Genomic DNA, 25769 nt, shown 5'->3' on the forward strand with positions numbered 1-25769 from the left:
GCACCGCTTTTGTGATAAGGGCGGTGTTTTTTGTTTTAAAATGGGCAAAATAACCTTTTCAGGCAGCCTGAAAACCTAAACCCTCAAAAATTCCACCAACGACCTTAAACTGGGTGAAATTTGCCGATGAGGATAATACAAATAATCAGGCGGATAAATCATCGCCCATTTATCTAATACGCTGATTAACCGCCCATTGTCTAAGTATTCACGCACAAGCGACCGCTCAATCCACACCAAGCCCACACCGTCCAAAGCCGATGAGATAAGCATTTGCGTGTCATTAAAAATCCATTGACCGCCCACCGTTTGGCTGATGACCTCTTGGGTATCAGGCGATAAAAACGACCAATTTAACAAACCACCGTGTGTCGGCAAACGAAAGCGGATACAGTTGTGGTGTTTTAAGTCTTCTGGCGTTTGGGGAATGGGATAATGCGTAAAATAAGCAGGGCTTGCCACACAGCACATTGTTGTTTGTTCAGAGATTTTTACCGCCACCATTTCTTGCCCAAGCACATCACCTGTGCGGATACCAGCATCAAATTTTTCTTTGATGATGTCCACAAAACGAAAATCAGCACTCAGCTCCAAGCAAATCTTGGGGTTTTGCCGACCAAAGGCACAAAGTTTATCCCACAATAGGGCAAAACTGTTGGGTGTGCCATTGATACGAAGTATGCCCTGTAATTCGTTATTTTTATTTAAAATTTCATTGATTTTACTGTCCATTTGGGCAAACAAAGGCAACAGCTCATCAAACAGTTGCTCCCCTGCTTGAGTTAAGGTAACTTGCCGTGTTGTGCGATGAAATAAGCGTACGCCCAATTTTTGTTCTAAGGTGCTAATCGCTTGCGACACGGACGAACGAGCCAAACCCAGTTGGGCGGCGGTTTTGGTAAAACTTTGGGTGTGGGCAAGCGATAAAAACAGTCGCCAATCGTGGTGGTTATGCATTTTTTAGCCTGATTGTTCAAAATTTTTGACCATTGTATTCATTTTTAGCCGTCTTATCAAACCAATTAAACTGGGTATAATATGCCTATTGATTTTAACCATTGAATGAGTATTTTTATGCAAAACATCTTAATCATCAACGCCCACCAGCCTTATGATTTCTCCAAAGGCGAATTAACAAAGTCCTTAATTGATATCGCTACCAAAGCATTGCAAAACAAAGGCTTAACCGTCAAGCACAGTAAAGTTACCGATTATGCCGTTGCCGATGAGCTTGAAAAATGGCAATGGGCGGACGCAGTGATTTTCCAATTTCCAAGCAACTGGATGATGATACCGTGGCTTGCCAAAAAATATATGGACGATGTCTTTACCGCAGGAATGGGTGGCATTTTGTGCAACACGGATGGTCGTTCATCAGCTAATCCGAATATCAATTACGGCACAGGCGGATTGATGAAAGGCAAAAAATATATGCTCTCTGCTACTTTCAACGCACCCAAAAATGCGTTTGATAATGCAAACGAATATTTATTTGCTGGTAAAGGGCTTGATGATTTGTTTTTCCCCATACATTGTAATTTTAGATTTTTTGCAATGACACCATTGCCGACTTTCGCTTGTTATGATGTGATTAAAAATCCAACGATTGAACAAGATTTAAAGGATTTTGAAAGCCATATCAATCAATATTTTTAAGCGTTTCTTAAACACCGTTTGAGCCATTCAAACGGTGTTTTTCTTTTCAAAATAGGCAAAATAAACTTTCAGGCAGCCTGAAAACCCGTTTTCCATTTTTGAAAACCTGCTTTCCAAAAATAAGCATTGTTTACAATTTAATTTTACACTAAAATAATCCCAACTTTTAACCAATCCAATGAGAAAACAAAATGTTAGACTTTGAAACCACCGTCAAAACTCGTAAATCCATTCGCAAACTTTCTTGCTCTCGCTAACCGCTCGTGGCTTTGGCGGTATTCCACAGCTTGCCCTTGCGATGTTTGCCAAAGATGTGCGTGAGGAGCTGGGCATTTCTGATGATTATAAACTTTTGCACGGCATTTCATTTGGCTACCCTGATTGGGACGCAATGCAAAACAAACACCACTTGGGGCGTGTGCCAGTAGAAGAGAGTGCGGTGCTACATTGGTAATTTTAAAAACACCGTTTTTAAGATTAGAAATGGTGTTTTTGTTTTTCAGGCAGCCTGAAAGTCAAAAATAAACATTTTATCAAATTTAATTTTACGCTATAATTATCTCAATTTTAATTTAAAAAGGCTAAAAAAATGAGTCAATTATTCCAATCCTACACCCTCAATAATGGCGTAGAAATCAAAAACCGCCTTGTCGTTGCCCCAATGACCCATTTGGGTTCTAATCCTGATGGCACGCTAGGCGATGAGGAGCGCCAATTTATCAAAAATCGTGGGGAAAATATGGGAATGTTTATCACCGCAGCGACATTGGTGGCAGACGGTGGTAAGGCATTTGTTGGGCAACCGTCCGCCCTTGATGAGACGCATTTAGATAGCTTAAAAGAAACAGCACAAATCCTACAAAATCAAGGCACAAAAGCCATTTTGCAAATCCATCACGGTGGCATACACGCCATTAGCGATTTAAACAGTAAAGACAAAATTTCAGCAAGCAACCACGCCCAAAGTGGCACTCGTGCAGCGAGTGTAGAGGAAATTCATCATTTAATTCAATCATTTGCTAATGCAACCGATTTAGCCATTCGTGCAGGGTTTGAAGGTGTGGAAATTCACGGAGCGAATGCCTATTTGATTCAGCAGTTTTTCTCTCGTGAATTTAATCATCGCAGCGATGAATGGGGAGGAAGTTTAGAAAACCGTTTGCGTTTTCCACTTTCTATTATTGATGCGGTGGTGGGCGTGCGTGAAAAATACGGCAAATCTGACTTTATCATTGGCTATCGTTTTTCGCCCGAAGAGGCAGGCGACAATGGTTTGACAATGGCAGATACCTTTGATTTAATTGATGCTTTGGTAGATAAGCCTTTGCAATATTTGCACATTTCGCTTTGGGATTTTTATAACAAAGCACGGCGTGGGGCGGACGAAAGCAAAACCCGTATTGAACAAATTCACGCACGCATTGGCGGCAAGTTGCCTTTGATTGGCGTGGGCAATCTCTTGACAGGGCAGGCGATTGAAAACGCTTTTGAGACAGGATTTTGTGAATTTTTGGCATTGGGTAAGGCGGTGATGTTAAATCCCAATATCGCCACACTGCTTAAAGAAAAACGCTATGATGAAATTCAAAGCGAATTTGACCCAGAGCGAGCCGACCATTACGGCTACCCCGACCTTTTGTGGCAATATAATTGCGATGGCGGAAACTGGCTACCACCTGTCAAAGGTAAACCCCATACGCCTTTGAATGTGTGATAAAGCATAAAATACCGTTTGGGTTTTTAATTCAAGCGGTGTTTTTTACTTTTTGCTGCCCGCTATGCTTTTCAGGCAGCTTTGTAAAATCCCTATTATCATTTTTAATAATAAGCACTTATCAAAATAATCCATTTTTTATCATATCATCAATCTGTTACACTATTGGCGTATGAAATGAACATATTAGGATAAACGATGTCCCACACCATTAAAATCCCCACACTTTCCGCCCTAAACCTTGCTCCAATGCGTCAAGGGCAAAGTGCCAAAGATGCCATTGACGCTATGGTACACTTGGCACAATTTTTAGAACCACTTGATTTTAAAAGATTTTGGATTGCCGAACACCACAATATGCCCCATTTGGCAAGTTCTGCCACACAAATTCTCATCGCCCACACGCTTTCACAAACACAAAAAATCCGTGTCGGTAGCGGAGGGGTAATGCTCCCTAACCACAGCCCTTTGCAAGTTGCCGAACAGTATGGCACGCTTAAAACCTTGTATGGCGACAGGGTGGATTTGGGTCTTGGGCGAGCCCCTGGCACCGACCCAATGACCGCCCTTGCCCTACGGCGTGGCAGGCGAGATGTGTCTGATGAATTTGCCAGCGACATCAGTGAACTGCAACGCTACTTTGGCGATGACAGCGTACAAGGGCAAGTCAAAGCCTATCCTGCGATGGGTTTAAATGTGCCTTTGTATATTTTGGGGTCAAGTACCGAAAGTGCGTATTTGGCAGGGCGACTTGGCCTGCCTTATGCCTTTGCTGCCCATTTTGCCCCACGAATGTTAGAGCTGGCGGTAGAGATTTATCGGCGTGAATTTAAACCATCTGCTGTGTTAGATGCCCCTTATATGATGGTTTGTGTCAATGCGGTGGTGGCGGATACAGACGATGAAGCCCACTTTTTGCAAACAAGCCTTCAACAGTTGTTTTGGGATTTGGTGCGTGGCGTGTCTCGTGGCGTGTGTCCGCCTGTGCCTGATATGGACGCTTTGTGGTCGCCCCAAGAAAAATATTCGGCAATGGCAATGCTTGCTGGGTCATTTGTGGGCGATAAGGCAAGCGTCAAACATCAACTGATTGATTTTCAAAATAGACTCAATGTTGATGAGCTGATTTTAACCAATTATATTTTTGATGAAGACAAACAGCATTATGCTTATCAATTGTTTAAAGAAATGGTCGATGAGTTGTAAGTGAAATAAAACACCGCTTGAATGGGGGCGGTGTTTTTTATTTTCAGGCTGCCTTAAAAACTTCAATTATTATTTTAAATAATACCCACCCATCAAAATTCTCAATTTCACACAATATCCAAAATTTTATACAATAGCCCAAAATTTACCTAAGAGATTCAAAACAATGGCAAAACTTCGCACGCTTTTAACCCCATTTTCCATCAAAAACATTGACCTAAAAAATCGTGTGGTGATGCCCCCAATGTGCCAATATTCTGCCAAAGATGGCGTGCCAAACGACTGGCATTTGGTGCATTACACCAGCCGAGCGGTGGGCGGTGTGGGCTTAATTATCGTTGAGATGACCAATGTTGCCCCAAACGGTCGCATTAGCGGGGGCTGCTTGGGATTATGGAACGATGAGCAACAACACGCCTTTAAAAAATTGGTGGACAGTGTTCACGCACAAGGGGCAAAAATCGGCATTCAAATCGCCCACGCAGGCAGAAAAGCCCAAGATGAGCCAAACGCCGTTGCCCCAAGTCCTATCCATTATGGTGAGCTTGATTATGCTGGGCAAAATCTCATCACACCAAGAGAATTGACCACAGCCGAAGTCAAAGACTTGGTGCAAGCCTTTGCCGATTCAGTCAAACGAGCGGTGGAGGCAGGTTTTGATACCATTGAAATTCACGCGGCACACGGTTATTTGATTCATCAATTTTATTCGCCCAAATCCAACCAACGCACCGATGAATACGGTCAAGACAAAGCGCTTTTTGGTGTGGAAATTATTCAGGCTGCCAAAAAAGTAATGCCAGAGAATATGCCTTTAATCGTGCGAATTTCCGCCCAAGAATACGGCAAAGATGGTTTTGATTTGGACTATGGCGTAGCGATTGCCAAGCGATTTTCTGACGCAGGGGCAGATGTGTTTGATGTGAGCGGTGGTGGCGATGGCGTACTACATAAAGGCAATCACCCAGAATTTTATGCAGGCTATCAGGTGGATTTTGCCCGCAAAGTCAAACAGGCAACAGCTAAACCTGTGATTGCGGTGGGAATGCTTGATAATCCGTCTGTGGCTGACCATATTTTGGGCATTGGCGATGCTGATTTGGTGGCGGTGGGGCGTGGGCTTCTGCGAGACCCCTATTGGGTGCTCAATGCCCAATATCAGCAAAATGGAGCGGATAGCGATGAGGTGCGGTTTGTGCCAAGACAGTATGTCAGAGGGTTTGTGTAAATTGTGATAAAAACACCGCTTTTATGATGAAAGTGGTGTTTTTATTGCAAACAACCTTTCAGGCTGCCTGAAAATCCCCCATTATCATTTTTAATAATACTCAATCATCAAAATTCTCAATTTTTCAAAATACCTAAACCAAGGTATAATAAGCAAATTTTAATCGCTTTTTTTACCCAATTTTGGAGCAATGATGACCTTTTTTAATAAAGACGATATTTTAAACGCATTTCATTACCGTGCCTCCACTCGCTCGTACGATGGCAATAAGAAAATCAGCGATGACGATTTTTATGCCATTTTGGAAATGGGGCGACTCTCCCCAAGCTCGGTGGGGTCTGAGCCGTGGCAGTTTTTGGTGCTACAAAATGCCCATTTACGCCAAAAATTAAAACCTTACTGCTGGGGCATTCCCACGATGGAAACTTCAAGTCATATTGTGGCAATTTTGGCAAAGAAAAACGCCCGCTATGACACGCCTTATTTTGGGCAGATTATGGACAGACGGGGCTTAACTGGTGAGGCTCGTGAAAAAGCGTTGGTGGTGTACAAAAAATTCCAAACAGAAGACATTGCCATTTTGGACTCTGACCGCAGTCTATACGATTGGGCAAGCAAACAAACGTACATCGCCCTTGCCAATATGATGACGGGGGCGGCGATGATGGGCATTGATTCTTGTCCGATTGAAGGCTTTGATTACAAGGAAGTGAATCAAATTCTTGCCGATGAAGGCTTGTTTGACCCTGCCGAGTGGGCGGTGTCGGTGATGTGTACTTTTGGCTATCGTGATAAAGACATCAAGCCAAAGGCACGCAAAGCCTTTGATGAAGTGGTGAAATTTATGGAATAAAATAAGGGGCTGTACTAGATAACTAGGGAAATCTAATTTCAGGTTAGAATAATCCCTATGAGAAAAAGTCGTTTAAGTCAGTACAAGCAAAACAAACTCATTGAGCTATTTGTTGCAGGTGTTACCGCTCGCATAGCAGCCCAATTAGTTGGTGTTAATAAAAATACAGCTGCCTATTACTTCCACCGTTTACGCTTGCTTATCTATCACAATAGTCCACATCTGGAAATGTTTGATGGTGAAGTAGAAGTTGATGAAAGCTATTTTGGTGGACAACGCAAAGGCAAACGCGGTCGCGGTGCGGCAGACAAAGTGGCTGTATTCGGGCTTTTGAAACGTAATGGCAAGGTTTACACCGTTGCCGTACCCAATACACAAACCGCCCGATTATCCGTGAGCAAGTCAAACCTGACAGCATTGTTTATACCGACTGTTATAAAAGTTATGATGTGCTTGATGTGAGTGAATTTTCACATTTTAGCTTCGCAGAAACTTCGTTTTCGCATCAATCACAGCACACATTTTGCTGAACGACAAAATCACATTAACGGAATTGAGAACTTTTGGAATCAAGCAAAACGTCATTTGCGTAAGTTTAACGGCATTCCCAAAGAGCATTTTGAGCTGTATTTGAAGGAATGTGAATGGCGTTTTAACAACAGTAAGATAAAAGTCCAAATTTCCATTTTAAAACAATTAGTAAAACAGGATTTGTTTTAGTTATCTAGGACAGCCCCGATTTTAATTTCTTTATTGTTGATGAAAGTAGGTTAGTTGTTTATGAATAATGTTGATTTATCAGCCTTGTTTCGTGGTATGCAAGGGCAAATGCAAAGTCAATTGAGCACCAATCGTGAATTTATTCATCATCCAGGTTCAAAAGGCGATGCCTTGGAAAATGCTTGGATTGAATGGTTGCAAAATTATTTACCAAATCGTTATAGTGTAGATAAGGCGATTGTGATTGATTGTCACGGAAATACCAGCGACCAAATTGATATTGTCATTTATGATAATTGGTTTACACCATTTATTTTTAATCAAAATGGCTTTAAGTATATTCCAGCCGAAGGCGTTTATGCTGTTTTTGAGGTAAAACCTGATATTCAGGGTAATGTTGGCGATATTAATTACATTCAGTATGCAGGTCAAAAAATTGCCAGTGTCAGAAGATTAGACCGTACATCAACATCTATGATTAATTCTGGGCAAAAGCAACCTGCTCGTCCGCTAACAAAAATCATTGGTGGGATTTTAACCACTACCAACTCTTTTACACATAATAATAATGATACTATTGAAAAGCATATTAAGTCTTTAATTGACTTAGAAGGGATTGATTTGGGTTGTATTGTGGATTATGGTAGTTTCTTTGTTCAGTATGATGGCGAAGAAGATATTAATGAGAAAACGGATTTTAAAAAGCGCATTCATGATTATTATCAGAATCGCACTTTTCAATCATTGGTATTTAGCCAGCCTGAAAACTCATTAATTACTTTCTTTATGCAATTAACCCGTTATTTGCAACAAGCAATTGGAACAGTTCCTGCTATTGACTTACAGGCATATATGAATACGATTGGGGAAAAAATTGATAGTGAAGTTTAAGCTAAATTTCTTGATGATTGTCAGTCTTTTTGCTTATACGATACAGCTCTAAGTAAAAAACACCGTTTCCAACCCTGAAAACGGTGTTTTCCTAACCCAAAAAGAAATTACGCTTTCAAACTCCCCATATCAATCACAAAGCGATATTTCACATCGGATTTGAGCATTCTTTCATACGCATCATTGATATTTTGCATATCAATCATTTCCACCTCTGGCACGATGTTATGCTTAGCACAAAAGTCCAGCATTTCTTGGGTCTCTTTAATGCCACCAATCACAGAGGCAGAAATACTGCGGCGACCGACAATCATCGGCACAGTGTTGATGGTTTCTTTAAGTTCGCCCACCAAACCCACCAGCACCAGCGTACCGTCCAACGCCAAAGTTGGCATATACGATTTTAAATCGTGGGTATATGGCACGGTGTCAATAATCAAATCAAAGGTATTGGCAACTTCTTTCATCTGGCTTTCATCGTTGGAAAGCACCACACGGCTTGCCCCCAAACGGTAAGCATCATCGGCTTTGCCCAGTGAGCGAGTAAAAAGCGTAACTTCCGCTCCCATTGCTTTGGCAAGTTTAACCGCCATATGCCCAAGTCCGCCAAGCCCCACAACAGCGACTTTTGAACCAGCTTTAACATTCCAATGACGCAGGGGCGAATAGGTGGTAATGCCTGCACACAAAAGAGGGGCAACCGCTTTGGTGTCCAAGTTTTCAGAGATTTTTAACACAAAATCTTCGCTCACTACCACGCCTGTACTGTAACCGCCTTGTGTTGGTGTGCCGTCAAAGCGGTCAATACCGCCATAAGTGCCGATGTTGCCCACTTCGCAGTATTGCTCCAAACCGTGCTGGCAAGGACTGCATTCACGGCAAGAATCCACCATACAGCCCACACCGACCAAGTCGCCGATTTGGAATTTTTTGGCATTTTTACCGACTTTGGCAACACGACCGATGATTTCGTGCCCCGGCACCAGCGGATAGTGTTGTGTCCAGCCCCAATCATTGCGAGCCATATGCAAGTCTGAATGGCACACGCCACAGTACAAAATATCAATCAAAACATCGTCTTCACGGAGTTCTCGGCGTTCAAAACTATGTGGGGCAAGCGGTGTGGTGGCACTAAATGCAGCATAGGATTTGACAGGGTAAGTCATTTTGTGTTCCTAAATGGTTGAAATAACAATTATTATAATGCCGATGATTTATTATTGAAAATCAAAAATTTTGATAAATAGGTATTAGGTAAAATGATAATTGGGGGCAAGGCAGAAACCTTTGCAAAACCCCAAAGCAAACAAAAGGCAATATCTACCCAAACTTGACCCATTCATACCCATTAAACTGTAGAAATAAACCGCGTTGTTTACACAACAGGTTGAGAAAAATAAGCTTGTAGCACCTCAAATGGCGTATCGCCATTTAATGAACTGTGGGGCTTTACCGTATTATAAAAATTCACAAAACGACATCATTCCTTTTGACGATGCCATCGGTAGGTAAATTCAGTTTTCTCATGCCACATCTGCATCAAGGTTCGTATTACCCGCTCCGCTTTGCCATTGGTTTGCGGACGTGCTGGGCGAGTGAATTTTTGATTGATATTGTTTTCAAAACACGCCACAGCAAACGCATGATTCACCCCGCCTTTGTATTCGCTGCCATTGTCTGAATAAATGCAGTCAATCTGGTATGGGCAAGGCTCTATCACTTGTTCAGTCAGAAATTTAGCCGCACTTGTGGCAGTTTTATCTGGCAAAATGGCAGCATACAATTCACGAGAAAAATCATCAATTGCAACAAAAAGATACTCTCGCTTATCCGTTGCTTTTTGTCCTTTAAGTAAAGGTAGGCGTTTGGTATCCACATGCACCATTTCGCCTGGATAGGATTTGTTGTAGCGTTGCGCTTGCTTTTTGAGTTTCTCTTGAAGTTCTCGCTCTACTTTTGCTAATCGTTTCATACCGTATTTTGCTTGTTTAAAACGATTGTTGGTGCTTAAGTAAGCGCAAACGAGCAGCCGCCAGTACACGATAAATGGTTGGGCGGCTAACCATGAAACGGCGAGCCAATGAAGTAATGCTTTCCTTATCTTGCGTGTAGGCTAACCAGATAGCTTGACGATGGTGTACAGTAAGGCGGGTATTTTTATGGATATTCATGGCAGTATTGTCTTTCAATACTGTAAACAACGCTAGCAATTTCTACATTTACAATATCTTAATAAAAAATCATCTTATCAAGGAAAATCACTATGTCAAAACATACTTGTATGATTCAAAAGGGGCTGTCCTAGATAACTAAAACAAATCCTGTTTTACTAATTGTTTTAAAATGGAAATTTGGACTTTTATCTTACTGTTGTTAAAACGCCATTCACATTCCTTCAAATACAGCTCAAAATGCTCTTTGGGAATGCCGTTAAACTTACGCAAATGACGTTTTGCTTGATTCCAAAAGTTCTCAATTCCGTTAATGTGATTTTGTCGTTCAGCAAAATGTGTGCTGTGATTGATGCGAAAACGAAGTTTCTGCGAAGCTAAAATGTGAAAATTCACTCACATCAAGCACATCATAACTTTTATAACAGTCGGTATAAACAATGCTGTCAGGTTTGACTTGCTCACGGATAATCGGGCGGTTTGTGTATTGGGTACGGCAACGGTGTAAACCTTGCCATTACGTTTCAAAAGCCCGAATACAGCCACTTTGTCTGCCGCACCGCGACCGCGTTTGCCTTTGCGTTGTCCACCAAAATAGCTTTCATCAACTTCTACTTCACCATCAAACATTTCCAGATGTGGACTATTGTGATAGATAAGCAAGCGTAAACGGTGGAAGTAATAGGCAGCTGTATTTTTATTAACACCAACTAATTGGGCTGCTATGCGAGCGGTAACACCTGCAACAAATAGCTCAATGAGTTTGTTTTGCTTGTACTGACTTAAACGACTTTTTCTCATAGGGATTATTCTAACCTGAAATTAGATTTCCCTAGTTATCTAGTACAGCCCCATCACTTTTATAGTTGGTCATAGTCAATCTCCATAAAACTTTCAAGGTATAACAGGCTATTTTGGATTGCGATGAACTCAAAATAGTATGTGGGTCGTCCCCATGAAATTTTAAGTTTCAACAGGCGGAAATAAAGTCTTGATTGAAATATAATTTCAAATTATACAAACCCATAACAACCCTTAATTTTTCAAAATAACCTAAATTTCTTATAATACCGCTATTTACAACCCAAGCCAAACCATTAGGACATAACCCCCTAATAATTTGATTTATTTAATCCACAATGAAACCTTTATTGAAAAAACTCCTCAAATTCACCCTAGGGGCTAATGACAATTCACCTATAATTTCAACCAAATCAAAGCACAAGCCAATGAAACGGTACTTTCATAATTGCGTTTTAATTTATCATATCGCGTTGCAACTGCACGAAAGTGCTTTAAACGTGCAAAGGCGTTTTCTACCAAATGCCTGATTTTATACAGGTACCAATCTGTATTGACATTAAGATGCTCTCTATTTTTCTTGTACGAAATATTGGCTTTGCTTTATTTGGTGTTAATCAGTTTACGCAAAGTATCACTGTCAAAACCCCTATCAGCACACACGGTTTCATTATGGCTTAAATCCAATTGTTCCAATAAGTTAGGTGCAACAACAATATCATTTACATGAACAGCCGTAATGATAAATTCTATTGGATTACCACAAGCATCAACCGACAAATGAATTTGAGATGTATGACCACCCACACTTTTACCAACCGCTTCATGTGTTATGGATTGTACCCCCATACCATGTTGGTGTACACGAATATGGCTGCCGTCCATAAAGACCCATTCCATATCGGGATTATCAACTAATTGTTTAAATAGTTTAGTAAAAATACCGCGTTTAGACCAACGATTAAAACTTTGACAAATGCTATTGGATTTGCCAAAACAGCTTGGTATATCAGCCCATTGGCAGCTCGTACGCAAACGAAACAGTATGCCTTCAACAGTTTTGCGTAGATTTTTCTTGCGATAAATGCCAAGCTGTTTCAAAATGGGAAACAGTCTTGACCATGTTTCATCTGTAAGTGTGGTTCGGGACATGGCAAAGATTTAAAGGTGTTTGTGTGGAAACAACATCTTAAACTCTTTGCCACTTTTTTAAATTGTTATTAGCCCCTAGCCACTTTGGGCGTACTCACGCTTATCATCGCCATTTTGGGCATAATGCTCTACCGCAATTTGGGTGCATTGCCCGATGAAAACCGTTTTGCCCATTTGCCCTATTACAAAAACGGGTAATTTACCAATCTTTATACCGATGATTTGCCCTATTATCCCGACAAAGCCACAGGCAAAGGCGGTTTTGTGCGTTATGACGGTTACACGCCAAAACATCGTTTGCCAATGATTTTATTGGATAAAACCAGTTTCAGGCAGCCTGAAAACTTCGCCTATTATTGGCTTGGACACGCCAGTGCCATTTTGGAGCTGGACGGACACCGCTTTTTAACCGACCCTGTGTTTGACAACGCCAACCCCCTAAATTTGTCCCTGATTGTGCCAAAGAACACAAAATCCCTATTGATGTGCCGAAAATGGGCGAGAAATATACAGACGGTTTTGTGAATGATGATTGGTGGGACAATGTTGCATTGAAACGAGAATAATCACATCGCGCCAAAATTCCTCTTGATTTTAAAAGGTATTTTGGCGCGAGTGGTGTTCAGTCAAGCAAATTAGCCATTTAATTGGGCTGTGGCTTTGGGGTCAAGTTTGCAGTTTTCCAGCACAATCGCATTTTTACCATTTTGGCGTACCGACAAAATGCCACCATCTACGCGATGAATGTTGTTGTGGTTGTGTGGTGTGGTTGTCCAAATGGTGCCGTCTGCTTCACGGCTGGTAAACACATTGTTTTGTGTGGCGTTTGCCCACAAACCTTTGGACAATGTACCGTTGGACATTTTGGCTTGTGCCACCACCACTTTGCCGTTTTTCAAACCGTACATCACGTTTAAGGGAATGCTGCTTTTTACGCCTTGTGCTTTGCATTGGTAGGCTGCCTGAATGGTGCTGTCCAATTCATTTTTGCCTGCGGCTTGTGCGTGGATTGCCATGCTTGCCAATGTGGCGATAAGACCCAATTTCAAAAATTTCATGATTGATTTCCTTTGTTTAGGCGATAAAGATAAAGCACAATCATAAGGGCGGAATCCCTAAAATTGCGTTAATAAGCGGTTAAATTTCGCTGTGATTGGGCAAGTTTTGCGCGAACCATTGTGCCACGGTGTGTTCCACTTCATCAATGCCTTGTTTTTTCAGGCTGGAAAACAGTTGCACCGACAAAGCCTGACGCTCGGCAAAAGGCTGTAATTGTTTTTTAACCGCAGCCAGCGTTTTGATTTGCTCGTTTTTGGAAAGTTTGTCGGATTTTGACAACAGAATGTGCACGGGTTTGCCTGTGAGTGCAAAAAAATCCAGCATTTGTTTGTCCAAATCTTTTAGGGGGTGGCGCGCGTCCATAATCAGCACCAAGCCGATGATTTGTTGGCGTGTTTGCAAATAATCGCCCAATAATTTGACCCAATGGGTGCGTACGGCTTCTGGCACTTGTGCGTAGCCGTAGCCTGGTAAATCCACCATAAAATGCCCGTTTGCCAACTGAAAATAGTTGATGTGTTGCGTTCTGCCTGGGGTTTTGGAAACGTATGCCAAGCGAACGTGGTTGCACAATGTGTTGATTGCACTGGATTTTCCTGCATTGCTTCGCCCTACAAAGGCGATTTCGGCTTGGGTGTCGGGCAAATCTTCTAAATGATTGACGGTGGTGAAAAATTGGGCATTTTGAAATAAACTCATGGGGCAATTCCTTTGATTTTTCAGGCAGCTTGCTTGCGGTGGCTGCCTGAACGCATATTGTGAAAACAGCCGCAAGCATAACACGTTTTGGTGGCACAATTCGGCTTTTTCAGGCAGCCTGAACCGCAATTAAATTTGTTTTGCGTCAAACCATTTGGGTTCTGGCATAAATTGGGTGTAAAGCAATGTCAAATTGGTATAAAATACAGCGTTTAAATACGGGTTGAGTTGGTAGCTTAAAAGCCAACACATTGAATATAAAAATACAGGCATTCAATTTAATGCCTTGAAAATCAGGAGCATTTTCCATGAAACGTATCCATTTGTTGGTTGCGGCATTGGTCGCAGGTTCAGCATTGAGCGCAACCGCAGCCGATGTGGCAAAAGGCAAACAAATCGCCGAGAAAATTTGCGCCGCGTGCCACGCCGCAGACGGCAACAGTGGCATTGCCATGTATCCCAAATTGTCTTCGCAACACGCTGAATACATTTATCAGCAAACCAAAGACATTAAAGAAGGCAAACGCACCACAGGTTCGGCGGCAGTGATGATGCCCATGGTGCAAGGTTTGAGCGATGAAGACATTCGCAACGTTGCCGCCTACTACGCCAAACAAAATGCCAAAGCAGGCGAAGCCAATCCCAAACAAAATCCCGAATATGGCGCAAAAATTTTCCGCGCAGGCATTCCCGATAAAAAAGTGCCTGCCTGTATGTCGTGCCACGGGCCTGCTGGTGCAGGTATGCCTGCTGGCGGCACATCGGTTAAAACCGCATACCCACGTTTGGGCGGACAACACGCCAGCTATGTGGTGGAACAGTTGAAAAACTACGCAAGCGGCAAACGCAGCAGCCCCGCACACATGATGGAAGACATCGCCAAACGCATGAGCGAAGAAGACATGCAAGCCGTGGGCAATTTCATTCAAGGTTTGCACTAATCATCATTGGGCATTTCAGGCAGCCTGAAACACGATTTTCAAATAATCAAATGGGTTTTTCATGCAATTATTTGGTTTGTTTCAGGTTGTCATTTGTCCGTTTTTTAAATCCAAATGCGTTTACATTTTTAAACTTATTGTCAAAATCATGAATGAACAAGCCCATGCCATGCGTCTGATGAAAGATTGCATACCCATTTTTACCGTGTTGGCAGACGAAAACCGCCATTTAATCTTAAAGTTGCTGCTGGAAAACGGCAAAATGAAAGTCAATGACATTACCGAAAACCTGCATTTGTCGCGCCCAGCCGTATCGCATCACCTCAAAATCATGTTGCAAGCCAACGCCGTGAGTGTTGTGCAAATCGGCAAAGAACGCTTTTATTCACTCGCCATGAAAGACGAAATTGAAAAAATGGGCGAACTGGTTGAATTGATGAAAAAATATTGTCCCAGTCGTCAAGAATAGCGTTTCAGGCAGCCTGAAAAGTTGCTTGACTTCCGCCATTTTTACAGTAAAATAAGTTTAAATTTTTAAACATATGAGAATATAAAATGAACCTACCCACCCAAATGACCGCCATGACAATCCAACAATATGGCAAAACCCCCGTGCAAAAACAAACCGTAGCCATGCCCATGTGGGGCGATGATGATGTGTTGGTGCAAGTGCATTCAGCCAGCATTAATCCACTTGATTTTAAAATTAAAAATGGCGATTTAAAATTGATTTTGCCCTTTCATTTTCCCTTGATTTTGGGCAATGATTTTGCAGGTGTGGTGGCGGCTGTGGGCAAAAATGTCAAAAATTTTGCCGTGGGCGATGAAGTTTTTGCCCGCACCGATACCTTGCGTACGGGGGCGTTTGGACAATTTATCGCCATCAAAGCCGCACATCTTGCCCAAAAACCCAGCAATTTGGATTTCAACGAATCCGCAAGTTTACCGTTGGTTGCATTAACCGCCATGCAAGCATTTGAAAAAATGGGTTTAAAATCAGGTAGCAAAGTGCTCATTCATGCAGGAACAGGTGGATTGGGCGGCATTGCCATTCAAATTGCCAAGATTTTGGGTTTGCATGTGGCGACCACCGTCAGCACCGCAAACACAGCTTGGGTAAAAACTTTGGGAGCAGATGAAGTTATTGATTATAAAAAAGAAAATTTCAACGAAAAATTGAAAGATTTTGATGGTGTGCTGGATACCTTGGGTGGCGATACCTTATTGAAATCATTTGAAATTTTAAAACAAGGCGGTAAAATCATCAGCGTGGCGGGTATGCCCACCGCACAATTTGCCGATGAATGGGGTTTGGCTTGGTGGAAAAAGATGATTTTCAGCCTCATTTCCGCCAAAATCCACAAAACCGCCCGAAAATATGGGGCAAGCTATGAATTTTTATTTATGCAGCCATCAGGTAAACGGTTGGAAAGCATTAAAATTTGGGCAGAACAAGGTAAATTGACCCCAGTGATTGACCAAATCTTCACTTTTGACAACACGCAAAAAGCCCTAGAATACAGCGAAAGTGGGCGAGCCAAAGGGAAAATTATTGTTAAAATTCAATCTGTTGAATAAATAGTGATTTCAGGCAGTCTGAAACCTTTGCGAAAGCTACTTTAAAACTGAGATAGGGGTGGATTTCATATCCGCCCCTACACGTCGAGTTTTACAAAAGTTTTAGTCTGAAAAGTTTTTTGAAATTAAATTTCTTTTAAAAACAGATTCGTGTGTTGGTTGTGAGGGAATTTTGTTTTGTGTTGCTTGACGTTTTTGTGTGATATGGGCATAATTCGGTTTTTCGCTGCTACGGCGGCGGAGAAATGTTTAGTTGAATTTTTTAGTTCTTTAAATAAATGATTACCGATAAGTGTGAGTGTATTGAGCCTCACACTGTTTTGAGAGTTTACAAGATTGAATGTGTTTTTCATATTTATTTCTTGTTAATTTCTTTGAAGCAGACCAGAAGTTGTAAGTTAGAGATTGAACATAAGAGTTTGATCCTGGCTCAGATTGAACGCTGGCGGCATGCTTTACACATGCAAGTCGAACGGCAGCACGAGTACTTGTACTTGGTGGCGAGTGGCGAACGGGTGAGTAATGCATTGGAACGTACCGAGTAGTGGGGGATAACTGTCCGAAAGGATAGCTAATACCGCATACGACCTGAGGGTGAAAGCGGGGGACTTTTAGGAGCCTCGCGCTATTTGAGCGGCCAATGTCTGATTAGGTAGTTGGTGGGGTAAAGGCCTACCAAGCCGACGATCAGTAGCGGGTCTGAGAGGATGATCCGCCACACTGGGACTGAGACACGGCCCAGACTCCTACGGGAGGCAGCAGTGGGGAATTTTGGACAATGGGGGGAACCCTGATCCAGCCATGCCGCGTGTCTGAAGAAGGCCTTCGGGTTGTAAAGGACTTTTGTCGGGGAAGAAAAGCGGATTGATAATACCAGTTCGTGATGACGGTACCCGAAGAATAAGCACCGGCTAACTACGTGCCAGCAGCCGCGGTAATACGTAGGGTGCGAGCGTTAATCGGAATTACTGGGCGTAAAGCGAGCGCAGACGGTTTGTTAAGTCAGATGTGAAATCCCCGAGCTCAACTTGGGAACGGCGTTTGAAACTGGCAAGCTAGAGTATGTCAGAGGGGGGTAGAATTCCACGTGTAGCAGTGAAATGCGTAGAGATGTGGAGGAATACCGATGGCGAAGGCAGCCCCCTGGGATAATACTGACGTTCATGCTCGAAAGCGTGGGTAGCAAACAGGATTAGATACCCTGGTAGTCCACGCCCTAAACGATGTCAATTAGCTGTTGGGGCACTTGATGCCTTAGTAGCGTAGCTAACGCGTGAAATTGACCGCCTGGGGAGTACGGTCGCAAGATTAAAACTCAAAGGAATTGACGGGGACCCGCACAAGCGGTGGATGATGTGGATTAATTCGATGCAACGCGAAGAACCTTACCTGGTCTTGACATGTGCGGAAGGCTTTAGAGATAGAGCTGTGCCTTCGGGAACCGCAACACAGGTGCTGCATGGCTGTCGTCAGCTCGTGTCGTGAGATGTTGGGTTAAGTCCCGCAACGAGCGCAACCCTTGTCATTAGTTGCCATCATTAAGTTGGGCACTCTAATGAGACTGCCGGTGACAAACCGGAGGAAGGTGGGGATGACGTCAAGTCCTCATGGCCCTTATGACCAGGGCTTCACACGTCATACAATGGTCGGTACAGAGGGTAGCCAAACCGCGAGGTGGAGCCAATCCCAGAAAACCGATCGTAGTCCGGATTGCACTCTGCAACTCGAGTGCATGAAGTCGGAATCGCTAGTAATCGCAGGTCAGCATACTGCGGTGAATACGTTCCCGGGTCTTGTACACACCGCCCGTCACACCATGGGAGTGGGGGATACCAGAAGTAGGTAGGGTAACCGCAAGGAGCCCGCTTACCACGGTATGCTTCATGACTGGGGTGAAGTCGTAACAAGGTAGCCGTAGGGGAACCTGCGGCTGGATCACCTCCTTTCTAGAGAAAAGAAGAGGTTGAATGCACTCACACTTATCGGTAATCGTATTATAGATGCAAGAATTAAAAAGCAGATTAAAGAAGAAATGATAAGGTTTAAGATTGTTTATTTTTAAATTTTAAATTTTGATGTTTCTTTGATTTGTTTTAAATAAGTTCATGGGTTTGTAGCTCAGGTGGTTAGAGCACACGCTTGATAAGCGTGGGGTCGTAGGTTCAAGTCCTACCAGACCCACCAGTTGCAAAACAAAGGAATACTGGGGGCATAGCTCAGTTGGTAGAGCACCTGCTTTGCAAGCAGGGGGTCATCGGTTCGATCCCGTTTGCCTCCACCAAGATTCAGGCAGCCTGAAAGTGGAATAAAAATAAAATAAAAAACTTTTAAAAAGAGTTAAGCTTAAAAAGTTTAATTTTTTATTTTTGATTATTTTTCTTTTTTAAATTGCAAATTAAAGCGAGTTTGTGTAGAATGGCTAGCTTGCTTGTTTTAATTTGCAATTTGCTGATGATTTTATCAGTTAATTGATTGCATCGCTCTTTAACAAATTGGAAAGCCGAAATCAACAAACAAAGACAATTTTGGTTTGATTTGGTTTGAAATCAGTTTGCAAACTGATTTCAGGCAGCCTGAAACAAAACTCAGGTTAAAAAGAATTGAACAACAGTATTTGGGTGATGATTGTATCAATACCCGTCTTGAAACACAAAAGGCAAGATGGGTATCACAACAAAGCAGTAAGCTTTATTGTTTGAGAATCTAAGTAGAATATGGTTGTCAACGCTGTATTCTGCAAAGTCAAAGGTTCTTCAAATGATAGAGTCAAGTGAATAAGTGCATCAGGTGGATGCCTTGGCGATGATAGGCGAAGAAGGACGTGTAAGCCTGCGAAAAGCGCGGAGAAGCTGGCAAAAAAGCAATGATACCGCGATGTCCGAATGGGGAAACCCACACAGCAATGTGTATCCCAGTCTGAATACATAGGACTGGCGAAGCGAACCGGGAGAACTGAACCATCTAAGTACCCCGAGGAAAAGAAATCAACCGAGATTCCGCAAGTAGTGGCGAGCGAACGCGGAAAAGCCTGTGCGTGATAATGGCACTGTTAGGAGAAGGACTTGGAAAAGTCCGCCACAGTGGGTGATAGCCCCGTATCCGAAAACAGTATCATGGTACTAAGCGCACGACAAGTAGGGCGGGACACGTGAAATCCTGTCTGAATACGGGGGGACCATCCTCCAAGGCTAAATACTCATCATCGACCGATAGTGAACCAGTACCGTGAGGGAAAGGCGAAAAGAACCCCGGGAGGGGAGTGAAATAGAACCTGAAACCTGATGCATACAAACAGTGGGAGCACCTTTAATGGTGTGACTGCGTACCTTTTGTATAATGGGTCAACGACTTACATTCAGTAGCGAGCTTAACCGAGTAGGGGAGGCGTAGGGAAACCGAGTCTTAATAGGGCGATCAGTTGCTGGGTGTAGACCCGAAACCGAGTGATCTATCCATGGTCAGGATGAAGGTGCCGTAACAGGTACTGGAGGTCCGAACCCACGCATGTTGCAAAATGCGGGGATGAACTGTGGATAGGGGTGAAAGGCTAAACAAACTCGGAGATAGCTGGTTCTCCCCGAAAACTATTTAGGTAGTGCCTCATGTATCACTTCTGGGGGTAAAGCACTGTTATGGCTAGGGGGTCATTGCGACTTACCAACCCATTGCAAACTCAGAATACCAGAAAGTGCAATCATGGGAGACAGACATCGGGTGCTAACGTCCGGTGTCAAGAGGGAAACAACCCAGACCGCCAGCTAAGGTCCCAAATGACAGATTAAGTGGTAAACGAAGTGGGAAGGCACAGACAGCCAGGATGTTGGCTTAGAAGCAGCCATCATTTAAAGAAAGCGTAATAGCTCACTGGTCGAGTCTTCCTGCGCGGAAGATGTAACGGGGCTCAAATCTGTAACCGAAGCTGCGGATGCTAGTTTACTAGCATGGTAGGGGAGCGTTCTGTAAGCCTGTGAAGGCAGCTTGTAAAGGCTGCTGGAGGTATCAGAAGTGCGAATGTTGACATGAGTAGCGATAAAGCGGGTGAAAAGCCCGCTCGCCGAAAGCCCAAGGTTTCCTACGCAACGTTCATCGGCGTAGGGTGAGTCGGCCCCTAAGGCGAGGCAGAAATGCGTAGTCGATGGGAAACGGGTTAATATTCCCGTACTTTGATTCAATGCGATGTGGGGACGGAGAAGGTTATGCTGGCAATCTGTTGGAATAGATTGTTTAAGCCTGTAGGTGGAAGGAGTAGGCAAATCCGCTCCTTCTTAACACCGAGACGTGATGACGAGTGTCCACGGACACGAAGCAGCAAATACCACGCTTCCAGGAAAAGCCACTAAGCTCCAGTTGAATCAAAACCGTACCGCAAACCGACACAGGTGGGCAGGATGAGAATTCTAAGGCGCTTGAGAGAACTCGGGAGAAGGAACTCGGCAAATTGATACCGTAACTTCGGGAGAAGGTATGCCCTGTAAGGTTAAGGACTTGCTCCGTAAGCCTATCAGGGTCGCAGAGAATCGGTGGCTGCGACTGTTTATTAAAAACACAGCACTCTGCTAACACGAAAGTGGACGTATAGGGTGTGACGCCTGCCCGGTGCTGGAAGGTTAATTGAAGATGTGCAAGCATCGGATCGAAGCCCCAGTAAACGGCGGCCGTAACTATAACGGTCCTAAGGTAGCGAAATTCCTTGTCGGGTAAGTTCCGACCCGCACGAATGGCGTAACGATGGCCACACTGTCTCCTCCCGAGACTCAGCGAAGTTGAAATGGTTGTGAAGATGCAATCTCCCCGCTGCTAGACGGAAAGACCCCGTGAACCTTTACTGTAGCTTTGCATTGGACTTTGAAGTCACTTGTGTAGGATAGGTGGGAGGCTTTGAAGCAGAAACGCCAGTTTCTGTGGAGCCGTCCTTGAAATACCACCCTGGTGGCTTTGAGGTTCTAACCCAGACCCGTTATCCGGGTCGGGGACCGTGCATGGTAGGCAGTTTGACTGGGGCGGTCTCCTCCCAAAGCGTAACGGAGGAGTTCGAAGGTTACCTAGGTCCGGTCGGAAATCGGACTGATAGTGCAATGGCAAAAGGTAGCTTAACTGCGAGACCGACAAGTCGAGCAGGTGCGAAAGCAGGACATAGTGATCCGGTGGTTCTGTATGGAAGGGCCATCGCTCAACGGATAAAAGGTACTCCGGGGATAACAGGCTGATTCCGCCCAAGAGTCCATATCGACGGCGGAGTTTGGCACCTCGATGTCGGCTCATCACATCCTGGGGCTGTAGTCGGTCCCAAGGGTATGGCTGTTCGCCATTTAAAGTGGTACGTGAGCTGGGTTTAAAACGTCGTGAGACAGTTTGGTCCCTATCTGCAGTGGGCGTTGGAAGTTTGACGGGGGCTGCTCCTAGTACGAGAGGACCGGAGTGGACGAACCTCTGGTGTACCGGTTGTTTCGCCAGAAGCATAGCCGGGTAGCTAAGTTCGGAAGAGATAAGCGCTGAAAGCATCTAAGCGCGAAACTCGCCCAAAGATGAGACTTCCCCTGTGGTTTAACCACATTCAAGGGTCGTTGTAGACCACAACGTTGATAGGTCGGGTGTGGAAGAGTGGTAACACTTGCAGCTAACCGATACTAATTGCCCGTAAGGCTTGACTCTATCATTTGAATAACTTTAAACAGTTCTACTACAAATGACAAAGCTTACTGATGACTCAGTCATCACCAAAAATACAAAATCAATACAAACACAAAACCTTTGTTTTATTGGCTTCCCAATTTACCCCCTTTACGTTTGGCGACCACAGCGGTTTGGACCCACTCCTTCCCTTCCCGAACAGGACAGTGAAACATCCCTGCGCCGATGATAGTATACTCCGTATGCGAAAGTAGGTCATCGCCAAACTCCTTATTCTCTACCCCAGCTCCTTTTATTTTATTAGGTGCTGGGGTTTTGCTTTTTTGCTTATCCATTCAATATCCATCAATTCAAATCACATAAACAAAAAAACAAAATGCCGTCAGCAACGGCATTTTGTTCATGGTTTACCAATCTATGAAATTTTTTAATAACACTAGCCCAGCATGATGACTTTTTTCTGTGTGAAATTGTGTGGCAAAGACATTGTCCCTACCAATAATACATGCAAATTCATTGGGATACTCACTTGTAGCTAAAATGATTTCTGGTGATTTTGGCACAAAATAATAGCTGTGAATGAAATAGAATCGTTCATTCTGTGCGATACCTTTAAATAGTGGGTGGCTTTGTTTTTGTGAAACGATATTCCAACCCATATGTGGAATTTTCAGTTTTTTGCCATCTGTATCATGCTGATTTTGGCTGAATCGTTTGACGCTGCCTGAAAACCAACCCAATCCTTGTGTATCGCCTTCTTCGCTGTGGTCAAACAACAGTTGTGCGCCAACACAAATCCCAAAAAAAGGTTTATTTTTCAATGATTCCAATACCACTTCACGCAATCCGCTCTGATTGAGTGCGTTCATGCAATCGGGCATGGCACCTTGTCCTGGAAAAACCACTTTGTCGGCGTGAAGCACGTCTTCGGGATTGGCGGTGAGCATGATTTGGGCTGATGTGCCTTGGGCTGCTGTTTGAATGGATTTGTAAACGGAATGCAAATTGCCCATTCCGTAATCAATGATTGCGATTTTCATCTTTAAACTTTATCCTATTTTGTGGAAAGTGGCTCGTTTTCAGAGCGAAATTGCGATAATTGTAGCGGAAAAACCCCATTTCAGGCAGCCTGAAAAGCGGTATCCAAAAAATATTTGAATCAAAAGCAAGGAAAATGAAAAAAATAAGCTGTATTCCGCTATAATTTGCGTATTTTAACAAAGAAATGACTGCGGTTTATCCGAGAAATTGACACATACCATGCCGAAAAATATCCCAATAATGCTTACTTGGTTGCGGATTGCTTTAATTCCCATTTTTACCATATTGTTTTATTTGCCAAAAAATTTCATACACTGGGAAGTGATTAACTGGTCGGCTGCCATCATTTTTATGGTGGCGGGCATCACAGATTGGCTAGACGGTTATTTGGCAAGACATTTAAAGCAAACCTCTGATTTTGGTGCGTTTTTAGACCCTGTTGCCGATAAATTGATGGTGGCTGTGGCATTGATTTTATTGGTTAAATTGGACAGAACCTATGCGTGGTTTGCCATGATTATCATTGGGCGCGAAATCACCATTTCCGCATTGCGCGAATGGATGGCGCAAATGGGCAAACGAAACAGTGTGGCGGTTGCCAGCATTGGCAAATTCAAAACGGCGGCACAAATGAGTGCGATTATGATGTTGTTGATTGATTCGCGCGATTTATTGGGTTGGGGCATCAATTTGCATTTGATGGGTAACGTATTGATGTTTATTGCAGTATTTTTAACTGTGTGGTCTATGGTTTATTATTTGAAAATGGCTTGGAAAGAATTTCAATAATTTTAATCAAAATGGCTTGACAAGATTTTTATTTGGCTTATAATGGCGACTTCTTTCGCTGATTAAGCAAAAGAAAACGCGGGAATAGCTCAGTTGGTAGAGCGCAACCTTGCCAAGGTTGAGGTCGCGAGTTCGAGACTCGTTTCCCGCTCCACAGTTTAACCAAATCACAATCAGGGCGGGAATAGCTCAGTTGGTAGAGCGCAACCTTGCCAAGGTTGAGGTCGCGAGTTCGAGACTCGTTTCCCGCTCCACTCTGATTGCGATACCAAGCGGGAATAGCTCAGTTGGTAGAGCGCAACCTTGCCAAGGTTGAGGTCGCGAGTTCGAGACTCGTTTCCCGCTCCATTTTTTTATGTGCCGTTTCGGTGGCAGCAAGGGCGAAATAGCATAGTGGTAATGCAGCGGATTGCAAATCCGTGGACGCCAGTTCGATTCTGGCTTTCGCCTCCAAATATCCATTTCATTGGCGGGGTGGCAGAGTGTTGATGCGATAAGGGGTGCAACCCTTATACAGGCTGGTTTGAATCCACGCCCCCGCCTCCAAATCAGTTTTATGTTTGCCTGGGTGGTGAAATTGGTAGACACAGCGGACTTAAAATCCGCCGACCCTAAAACGGTCGTACCGGTTCGATTCCGGTCCTAGGCACCAAAATATGCAAAACAGTACTTTTAAAGTACTGTTTTTTGTTTTGTGCTCATTAAAAACAGGCTGCCTGAAATGCTCAATGCGCGTTCAGGCAGCCTTTTGATTATGGATTGATGAATGATTCAATTTGCGCCAAGCTGATGTTTGGCGTTGCACCGTGTTCGGCGGCAACCAATGCACCCAAGGCGCAAGCAAATTGCAATGCTGCCGCAGGTTCGGTGCGGTGGAGCAGTTGGAAAATCAAGCCGCCCAAAAAGCTGTCGCCAGCACCCACGGTGTCGGCTACTGCCACGCGAAAGCCGCTGTGGTGGTGGAATGTGCCATCTTGCCATAAAACGGCACCGTGCGACCCCAAAGTAACGCAAATTTGTGCCGTTTGCGTTAATTCGGCAATCAGGCGCATATTTTGTTCGATTGAATGGTATTTTGAGCCGAGAAATGTGGCGATTTCTTGCAATTCGTCATCGTTCAGTTTGATTAAGTCAGCTTGTTTCATTAAATCCACAATGTGGGCGAGGTTGTAATGCGGTGCGCGTAAATTCACGTCAAAAATTTTGTATTTGGCGTGTGGCAACAATGCGTTGAGCGTTTGGCGCGATACTTCATCGCGTGCCGACAGGCTGCCAAACACGAATGCGTCCGATTGCTGTACGCGCTCAATGGCATCGGCTTGCAGGGCGATTTTGTCCCAAGCGCATGGATAGACAATATCGTAACTGGCAACGCCTTTTGAATCCAATGAAACTTTAACCAAGCTGGTGGCGTGTTGGGGGTCAATTTGAATCAGGTGGGTTGCCACGTTTTTGGCGGCAACTTGTTGCAACAGGGCTTCGCCGTCTGCATCTTGACCGCAACGGCTGATGATGGCGGTGTCTGCGCCCAAGTTGCTTAAACGCACCATGACGTTGAGCGGTGCCCCGCCCAATACTTTTCCTGTGGCAAAATCGTCCCACAATACTTCGCCAAAACTGCTGATTTTCATGTTTTTTC

Annotated in this window: 19 protein-coding genes, 8 tRNA genes, 3 rRNA genes and 4 pseudogenes; 24 read left to right on the forward strand and 10 right to left on the reverse strand. The window is 43.7% G+C overall.

Annotation, left to right across the window (positions count from 1 at the left end; translation table 11 throughout):
* Positions 1–75: 75 nt before the first annotated feature.
* On the reverse strand, positions 76–957 hold the full coding sequence (locus H3L97_RS04595) for a LysR family transcriptional regulator (protein ID WP_097115241.1): 882 nt from the start codon (positions 955–957) through the stop codon (positions 76–78).
* A gap of 117 nt (positions 958–1074) precedes the next feature.
* Between H3L97_RS04595 and H3L97_RS04600 the strand changes: the two genes are divergently transcribed.
* The 8 genes and pseudogenes from H3L97_RS04600 to H3L97_RS04635 all read left to right on the forward strand — a co-directional run bounded on the left by H3L97_RS04600 (position 1075) and on the right by H3L97_RS04635 (position 8268).
* Positions 1075–1656, forward strand: coding sequence for an NAD(P)H-dependent oxidoreductase (locus H3L97_RS04600; RefSeq protein WP_097115243.1), 582 nt, complete (start codon positions 1075–1077; stop codon positions 1654–1656).
* A 244-nt stretch (positions 1657–1900) separates the two neighbouring features.
* Positions 1901–2110 (forward strand): nitroreductase family protein, encoded by a 210-nt coding sequence (locus H3L97_RS04605; RefSeq protein ID WP_218839701.1) that lies wholly within the window; start codon positions 1901–1903, stop codon positions 2108–2110.
* 135 nt (positions 2111–2245) lie between these two features.
* Entirely contained in the window at positions 2246–3370 is a 1125-nt protein-coding gene (locus H3L97_RS04610) for an NADH-dependent flavin oxidoreductase (RefSeq protein WP_097115244.1), read from the forward strand.
* Between the two features lie 198 nt (positions 3371–3568).
* Positions 3569–4576, forward strand: a complete 1008-nt coding sequence (locus H3L97_RS04615) for an LLM class flavin-dependent oxidoreductase (RefSeq protein WP_097115245.1) — start codon at positions 3569–3571, stop codon at positions 4574–4576.
* Positions 4577–4742: 166 nt separating this feature from the next.
* The gene (locus H3L97_RS04620; protein WP_097115247.1) at positions 4743–5804 is read left to right on the forward strand and encodes an NADH:flavin oxidoreductase/NADH oxidase; all 1062 of its coding nucleotides are present in this window, start codon (positions 4743–4745) and stop codon (positions 5802–5804) included.
* A gap of 193 nt (positions 5805–5997) precedes the next feature.
* Positions 5998–6657 (forward strand): NAD(P)H-dependent oxidoreductase, encoded by a 660-nt coding sequence (locus tag H3L97_RS04625; RefSeq protein ID WP_097115248.1) that lies wholly within the window; start codon positions 5998–6000, stop codon positions 6655–6657.
* A gap of 228 nt (positions 6658–6885) precedes the next feature.
* A pseudogene (locus H3L97_RS04630) lies at positions 6886–7377 on the forward strand (transposase).
* A 60-nt stretch (positions 7378–7437) separates the two neighbouring features.
* The gene (locus tag H3L97_RS04635) at positions 7438–8268 is read left to right on the forward strand and encodes a DUF6602 domain-containing protein (RefSeq protein WP_097115301.1); all 831 of its coding nucleotides are present in this window, start codon (positions 7438–7440) and stop codon (positions 8266–8268) included.
* A gap of 107 nt (positions 8269–8375) precedes the next feature.
* Here H3L97_RS04635 and H3L97_RS04640 read toward each other — a convergent pair whose 3' ends face one another.
* The 4 genes and pseudogenes from H3L97_RS04640 to H3L97_RS04655 form a co-directional block, all read right to left on the reverse strand.
* A complete protein-coding gene (locus tag H3L97_RS04640; protein ID WP_097115300.1) occupies positions 8376–9434 on the reverse strand; it encodes an NAD(P)-dependent alcohol dehydrogenase in 1059 nt (352 codons plus the stop codon).
* A 186-nt stretch (positions 9435–9620) separates the two neighbouring features.
* Positions 9621–10439 (reverse strand): annotated as a pseudogene (locus H3L97_RS12140) (integrase core domain-containing protein); the annotation flags it as partial.
* A gap of 138 nt (positions 10440–10577) precedes the next feature.
* Positions 10578–11240: pseudogene (locus H3L97_RS04650) on the reverse strand (transposase).
* Positions 11241–11636: 396 nt separating this feature from the next.
* Positions 11637–12392 (reverse strand): annotated as a pseudogene (locus H3L97_RS04655) (IS5 family transposase).
* 222 nt (positions 12393–12614) lie between these two features.
* Here H3L97_RS04655 and H3L97_RS04660 point away from each other — a divergent pair.
* Positions 12615–12917, forward strand: coding sequence for a hypothetical protein (locus tag H3L97_RS04660; protein ID WP_218839704.1), 303 nt, complete (start codon positions 12615–12617; stop codon positions 12915–12917).
* Positions 12918–13027: 110 nt separating this feature from the next.
* On the opposite strand, the gene H3L97_RS04665 is transcribed toward H3L97_RS04660, so the two are convergent.
* The 3 genes from H3L97_RS04665 to H3L97_RS12020 form a co-directional block, all read right to left on the reverse strand.
* The gene (locus tag H3L97_RS04665; RefSeq protein ID WP_097115279.1) at positions 13028–13450 is read right to left on the reverse strand and encodes a hypothetical protein; all 423 of its coding nucleotides are present in this window, start codon (positions 13448–13450) and stop codon (positions 13028–13030) included.
* A 79-nt stretch (positions 13451–13529) separates the two neighbouring features.
* Positions 13530–14150 carry a ribosome biogenesis GTP-binding protein YihA/YsxC gene (gene yihA, locus H3L97_RS04670; protein ID WP_097115281.1) on the reverse strand — a complete coding sequence of 207 codons (621 nt, stop codon included), beginning with the start codon at positions 14148–14150 and terminating at the stop codon, positions 13530–13532.
* Between the two features lie 20 nt (positions 14151–14170).
* A complete protein-coding gene (locus H3L97_RS12020) occupies positions 14171–14299 on the reverse strand; it encodes a hypothetical protein (protein ID WP_257011046.1) in 129 nt (42 codons plus the stop codon).
* A 159-nt stretch (positions 14300–14458) separates the two neighbouring features.
* Between H3L97_RS12020 and H3L97_RS04675 the strand changes: the two genes are divergently transcribed.
* From H3L97_RS04675 to rrf, 8 genes are all read left to right on the forward strand, one after another.
* Positions 14459–15091, forward strand: a complete 633-nt coding sequence (locus H3L97_RS04675; RefSeq protein ID WP_097115283.1) for a c-type cytochrome — start codon at positions 14459–14461, stop codon at positions 15089–15091.
* A gap of 148 nt (positions 15092–15239) precedes the next feature.
* Positions 15240–15560, forward strand: a complete 321-nt coding sequence (locus tag H3L97_RS04680; protein WP_097115286.1) for an ArsR/SmtB family transcription factor — start codon at positions 15240–15242, stop codon at positions 15558–15560.
* 86 nt (positions 15561–15646) lie between these two features.
* The gene (locus H3L97_RS04685; RefSeq protein ID WP_218839705.1) at positions 15647–16669 is read left to right on the forward strand and encodes an NADP-dependent oxidoreductase; all 1023 of its coding nucleotides are present in this window, start codon (positions 15647–15649) and stop codon (positions 16667–16669) included.
* Between the two features lie 407 nt (positions 16670–17076).
* Positions 17077–18615 (forward strand): 16S ribosomal RNA (locus H3L97_RS04690).
* A gap of 161 nt (positions 18616–18776) precedes the next feature.
* Positions 18777–18853, forward strand: a tRNA-Ile gene (locus tag H3L97_RS04695).
* A gap of 21 nt (positions 18854–18874) precedes the next feature.
* A tRNA-Ala gene (locus H3L97_RS04700) sits at positions 18875–18950 on the forward strand.
* A gap of 483 nt (positions 18951–19433) precedes the next feature.
* A 23S ribosomal RNA gene (locus tag H3L97_RS04705) occupies positions 19434–22321 on the forward strand.
* A gap of 134 nt (positions 22322–22455) precedes the next feature.
* A 5S ribosomal RNA gene (gene rrf, locus H3L97_RS04710) occupies positions 22456–22567 on the forward strand.
* Together the 16S, 23S and 5S rRNA genes with 2 tRNA genes alongside form the textbook arrangement of a ribosomal RNA operon.
* A 140-nt stretch (positions 22568–22707) precedes the next feature.
* Here rrf and hisH read toward each other — a convergent pair.
* Complete coding sequence (gene hisH / locus H3L97_RS04715; RefSeq protein WP_097114931.1) at positions 22708–23340, reverse strand: imidazole glycerol phosphate synthase subunit HisH; 633 nt, start codon at positions 23338–23340, stop codon at positions 22708–22710.
* A gap of 220 nt (positions 23341–23560) precedes the next feature.
* Here hisH and pgsA point away from each other — a divergent pair, with 220 nt between their 5' ends.
* The 7 genes from pgsA to H3L97_RS04750 all read left to right on the forward strand — a co-directional run bounded on the left by pgsA (position 23561) and on the right by H3L97_RS04750 (position 24782).
* Positions 23561–24130, forward strand: coding sequence for a CDP-diacylglycerol--glycerol-3-phosphate 3-phosphatidyltransferase (gene pgsA / locus H3L97_RS04720; protein ID WP_097114932.1), 570 nt, complete (start codon positions 23561–23563; stop codon positions 24128–24130).
* A 78-nt stretch (positions 24131–24208) separates the two neighbouring features.
* A tRNA-Gly gene (locus tag H3L97_RS04725) sits at positions 24209–24284 on the forward strand.
* 24 nt (positions 24285–24308) lie between these two features.
* Positions 24309–24384 (forward strand) — tRNA-Gly (locus H3L97_RS04730).
* 18 nt (positions 24385–24402) lie between these two features.
* Positions 24403–24478: transfer RNA gene (locus H3L97_RS04735), tRNA-Gly, on the forward strand.
* A gap of 31 nt (positions 24479–24509) precedes the next feature.
* Positions 24510–24583, forward strand: a tRNA-Cys gene (locus tag H3L97_RS04740).
* 15 nt (positions 24584–24598) lie between these two features.
* Positions 24599–24676 (forward strand) — tRNA-Cys (locus H3L97_RS04745).
* 16 nt (positions 24677–24692) lie between these two features.
* A tRNA-Leu gene (locus H3L97_RS04750) sits at positions 24693–24782 on the forward strand.
* A gap of 100 nt (positions 24783–24882) precedes the next feature.
* Here the strand turns inward: H3L97_RS04750 and H3L97_RS04755 are convergent.
* The gene (locus H3L97_RS04755) at positions 24883–25761 is read right to left on the reverse strand and encodes a carbohydrate kinase family protein (protein ID WP_097114933.1); all 879 of its coding nucleotides are present in this window, start codon (positions 25759–25761) and stop codon (positions 24883–24885) included.
* Positions 25762–25769 lie beyond the last annotated feature (8 nt).

Source organism: Alysiella filiformis (assembly GCF_014054525.1).
In the GTDB taxonomy this organism is placed as follows: domain Bacteria; phylum Pseudomonadota; class Gammaproteobacteria; order Burkholderiales; family Neisseriaceae; genus Simonsiella; species Simonsiella filiformis.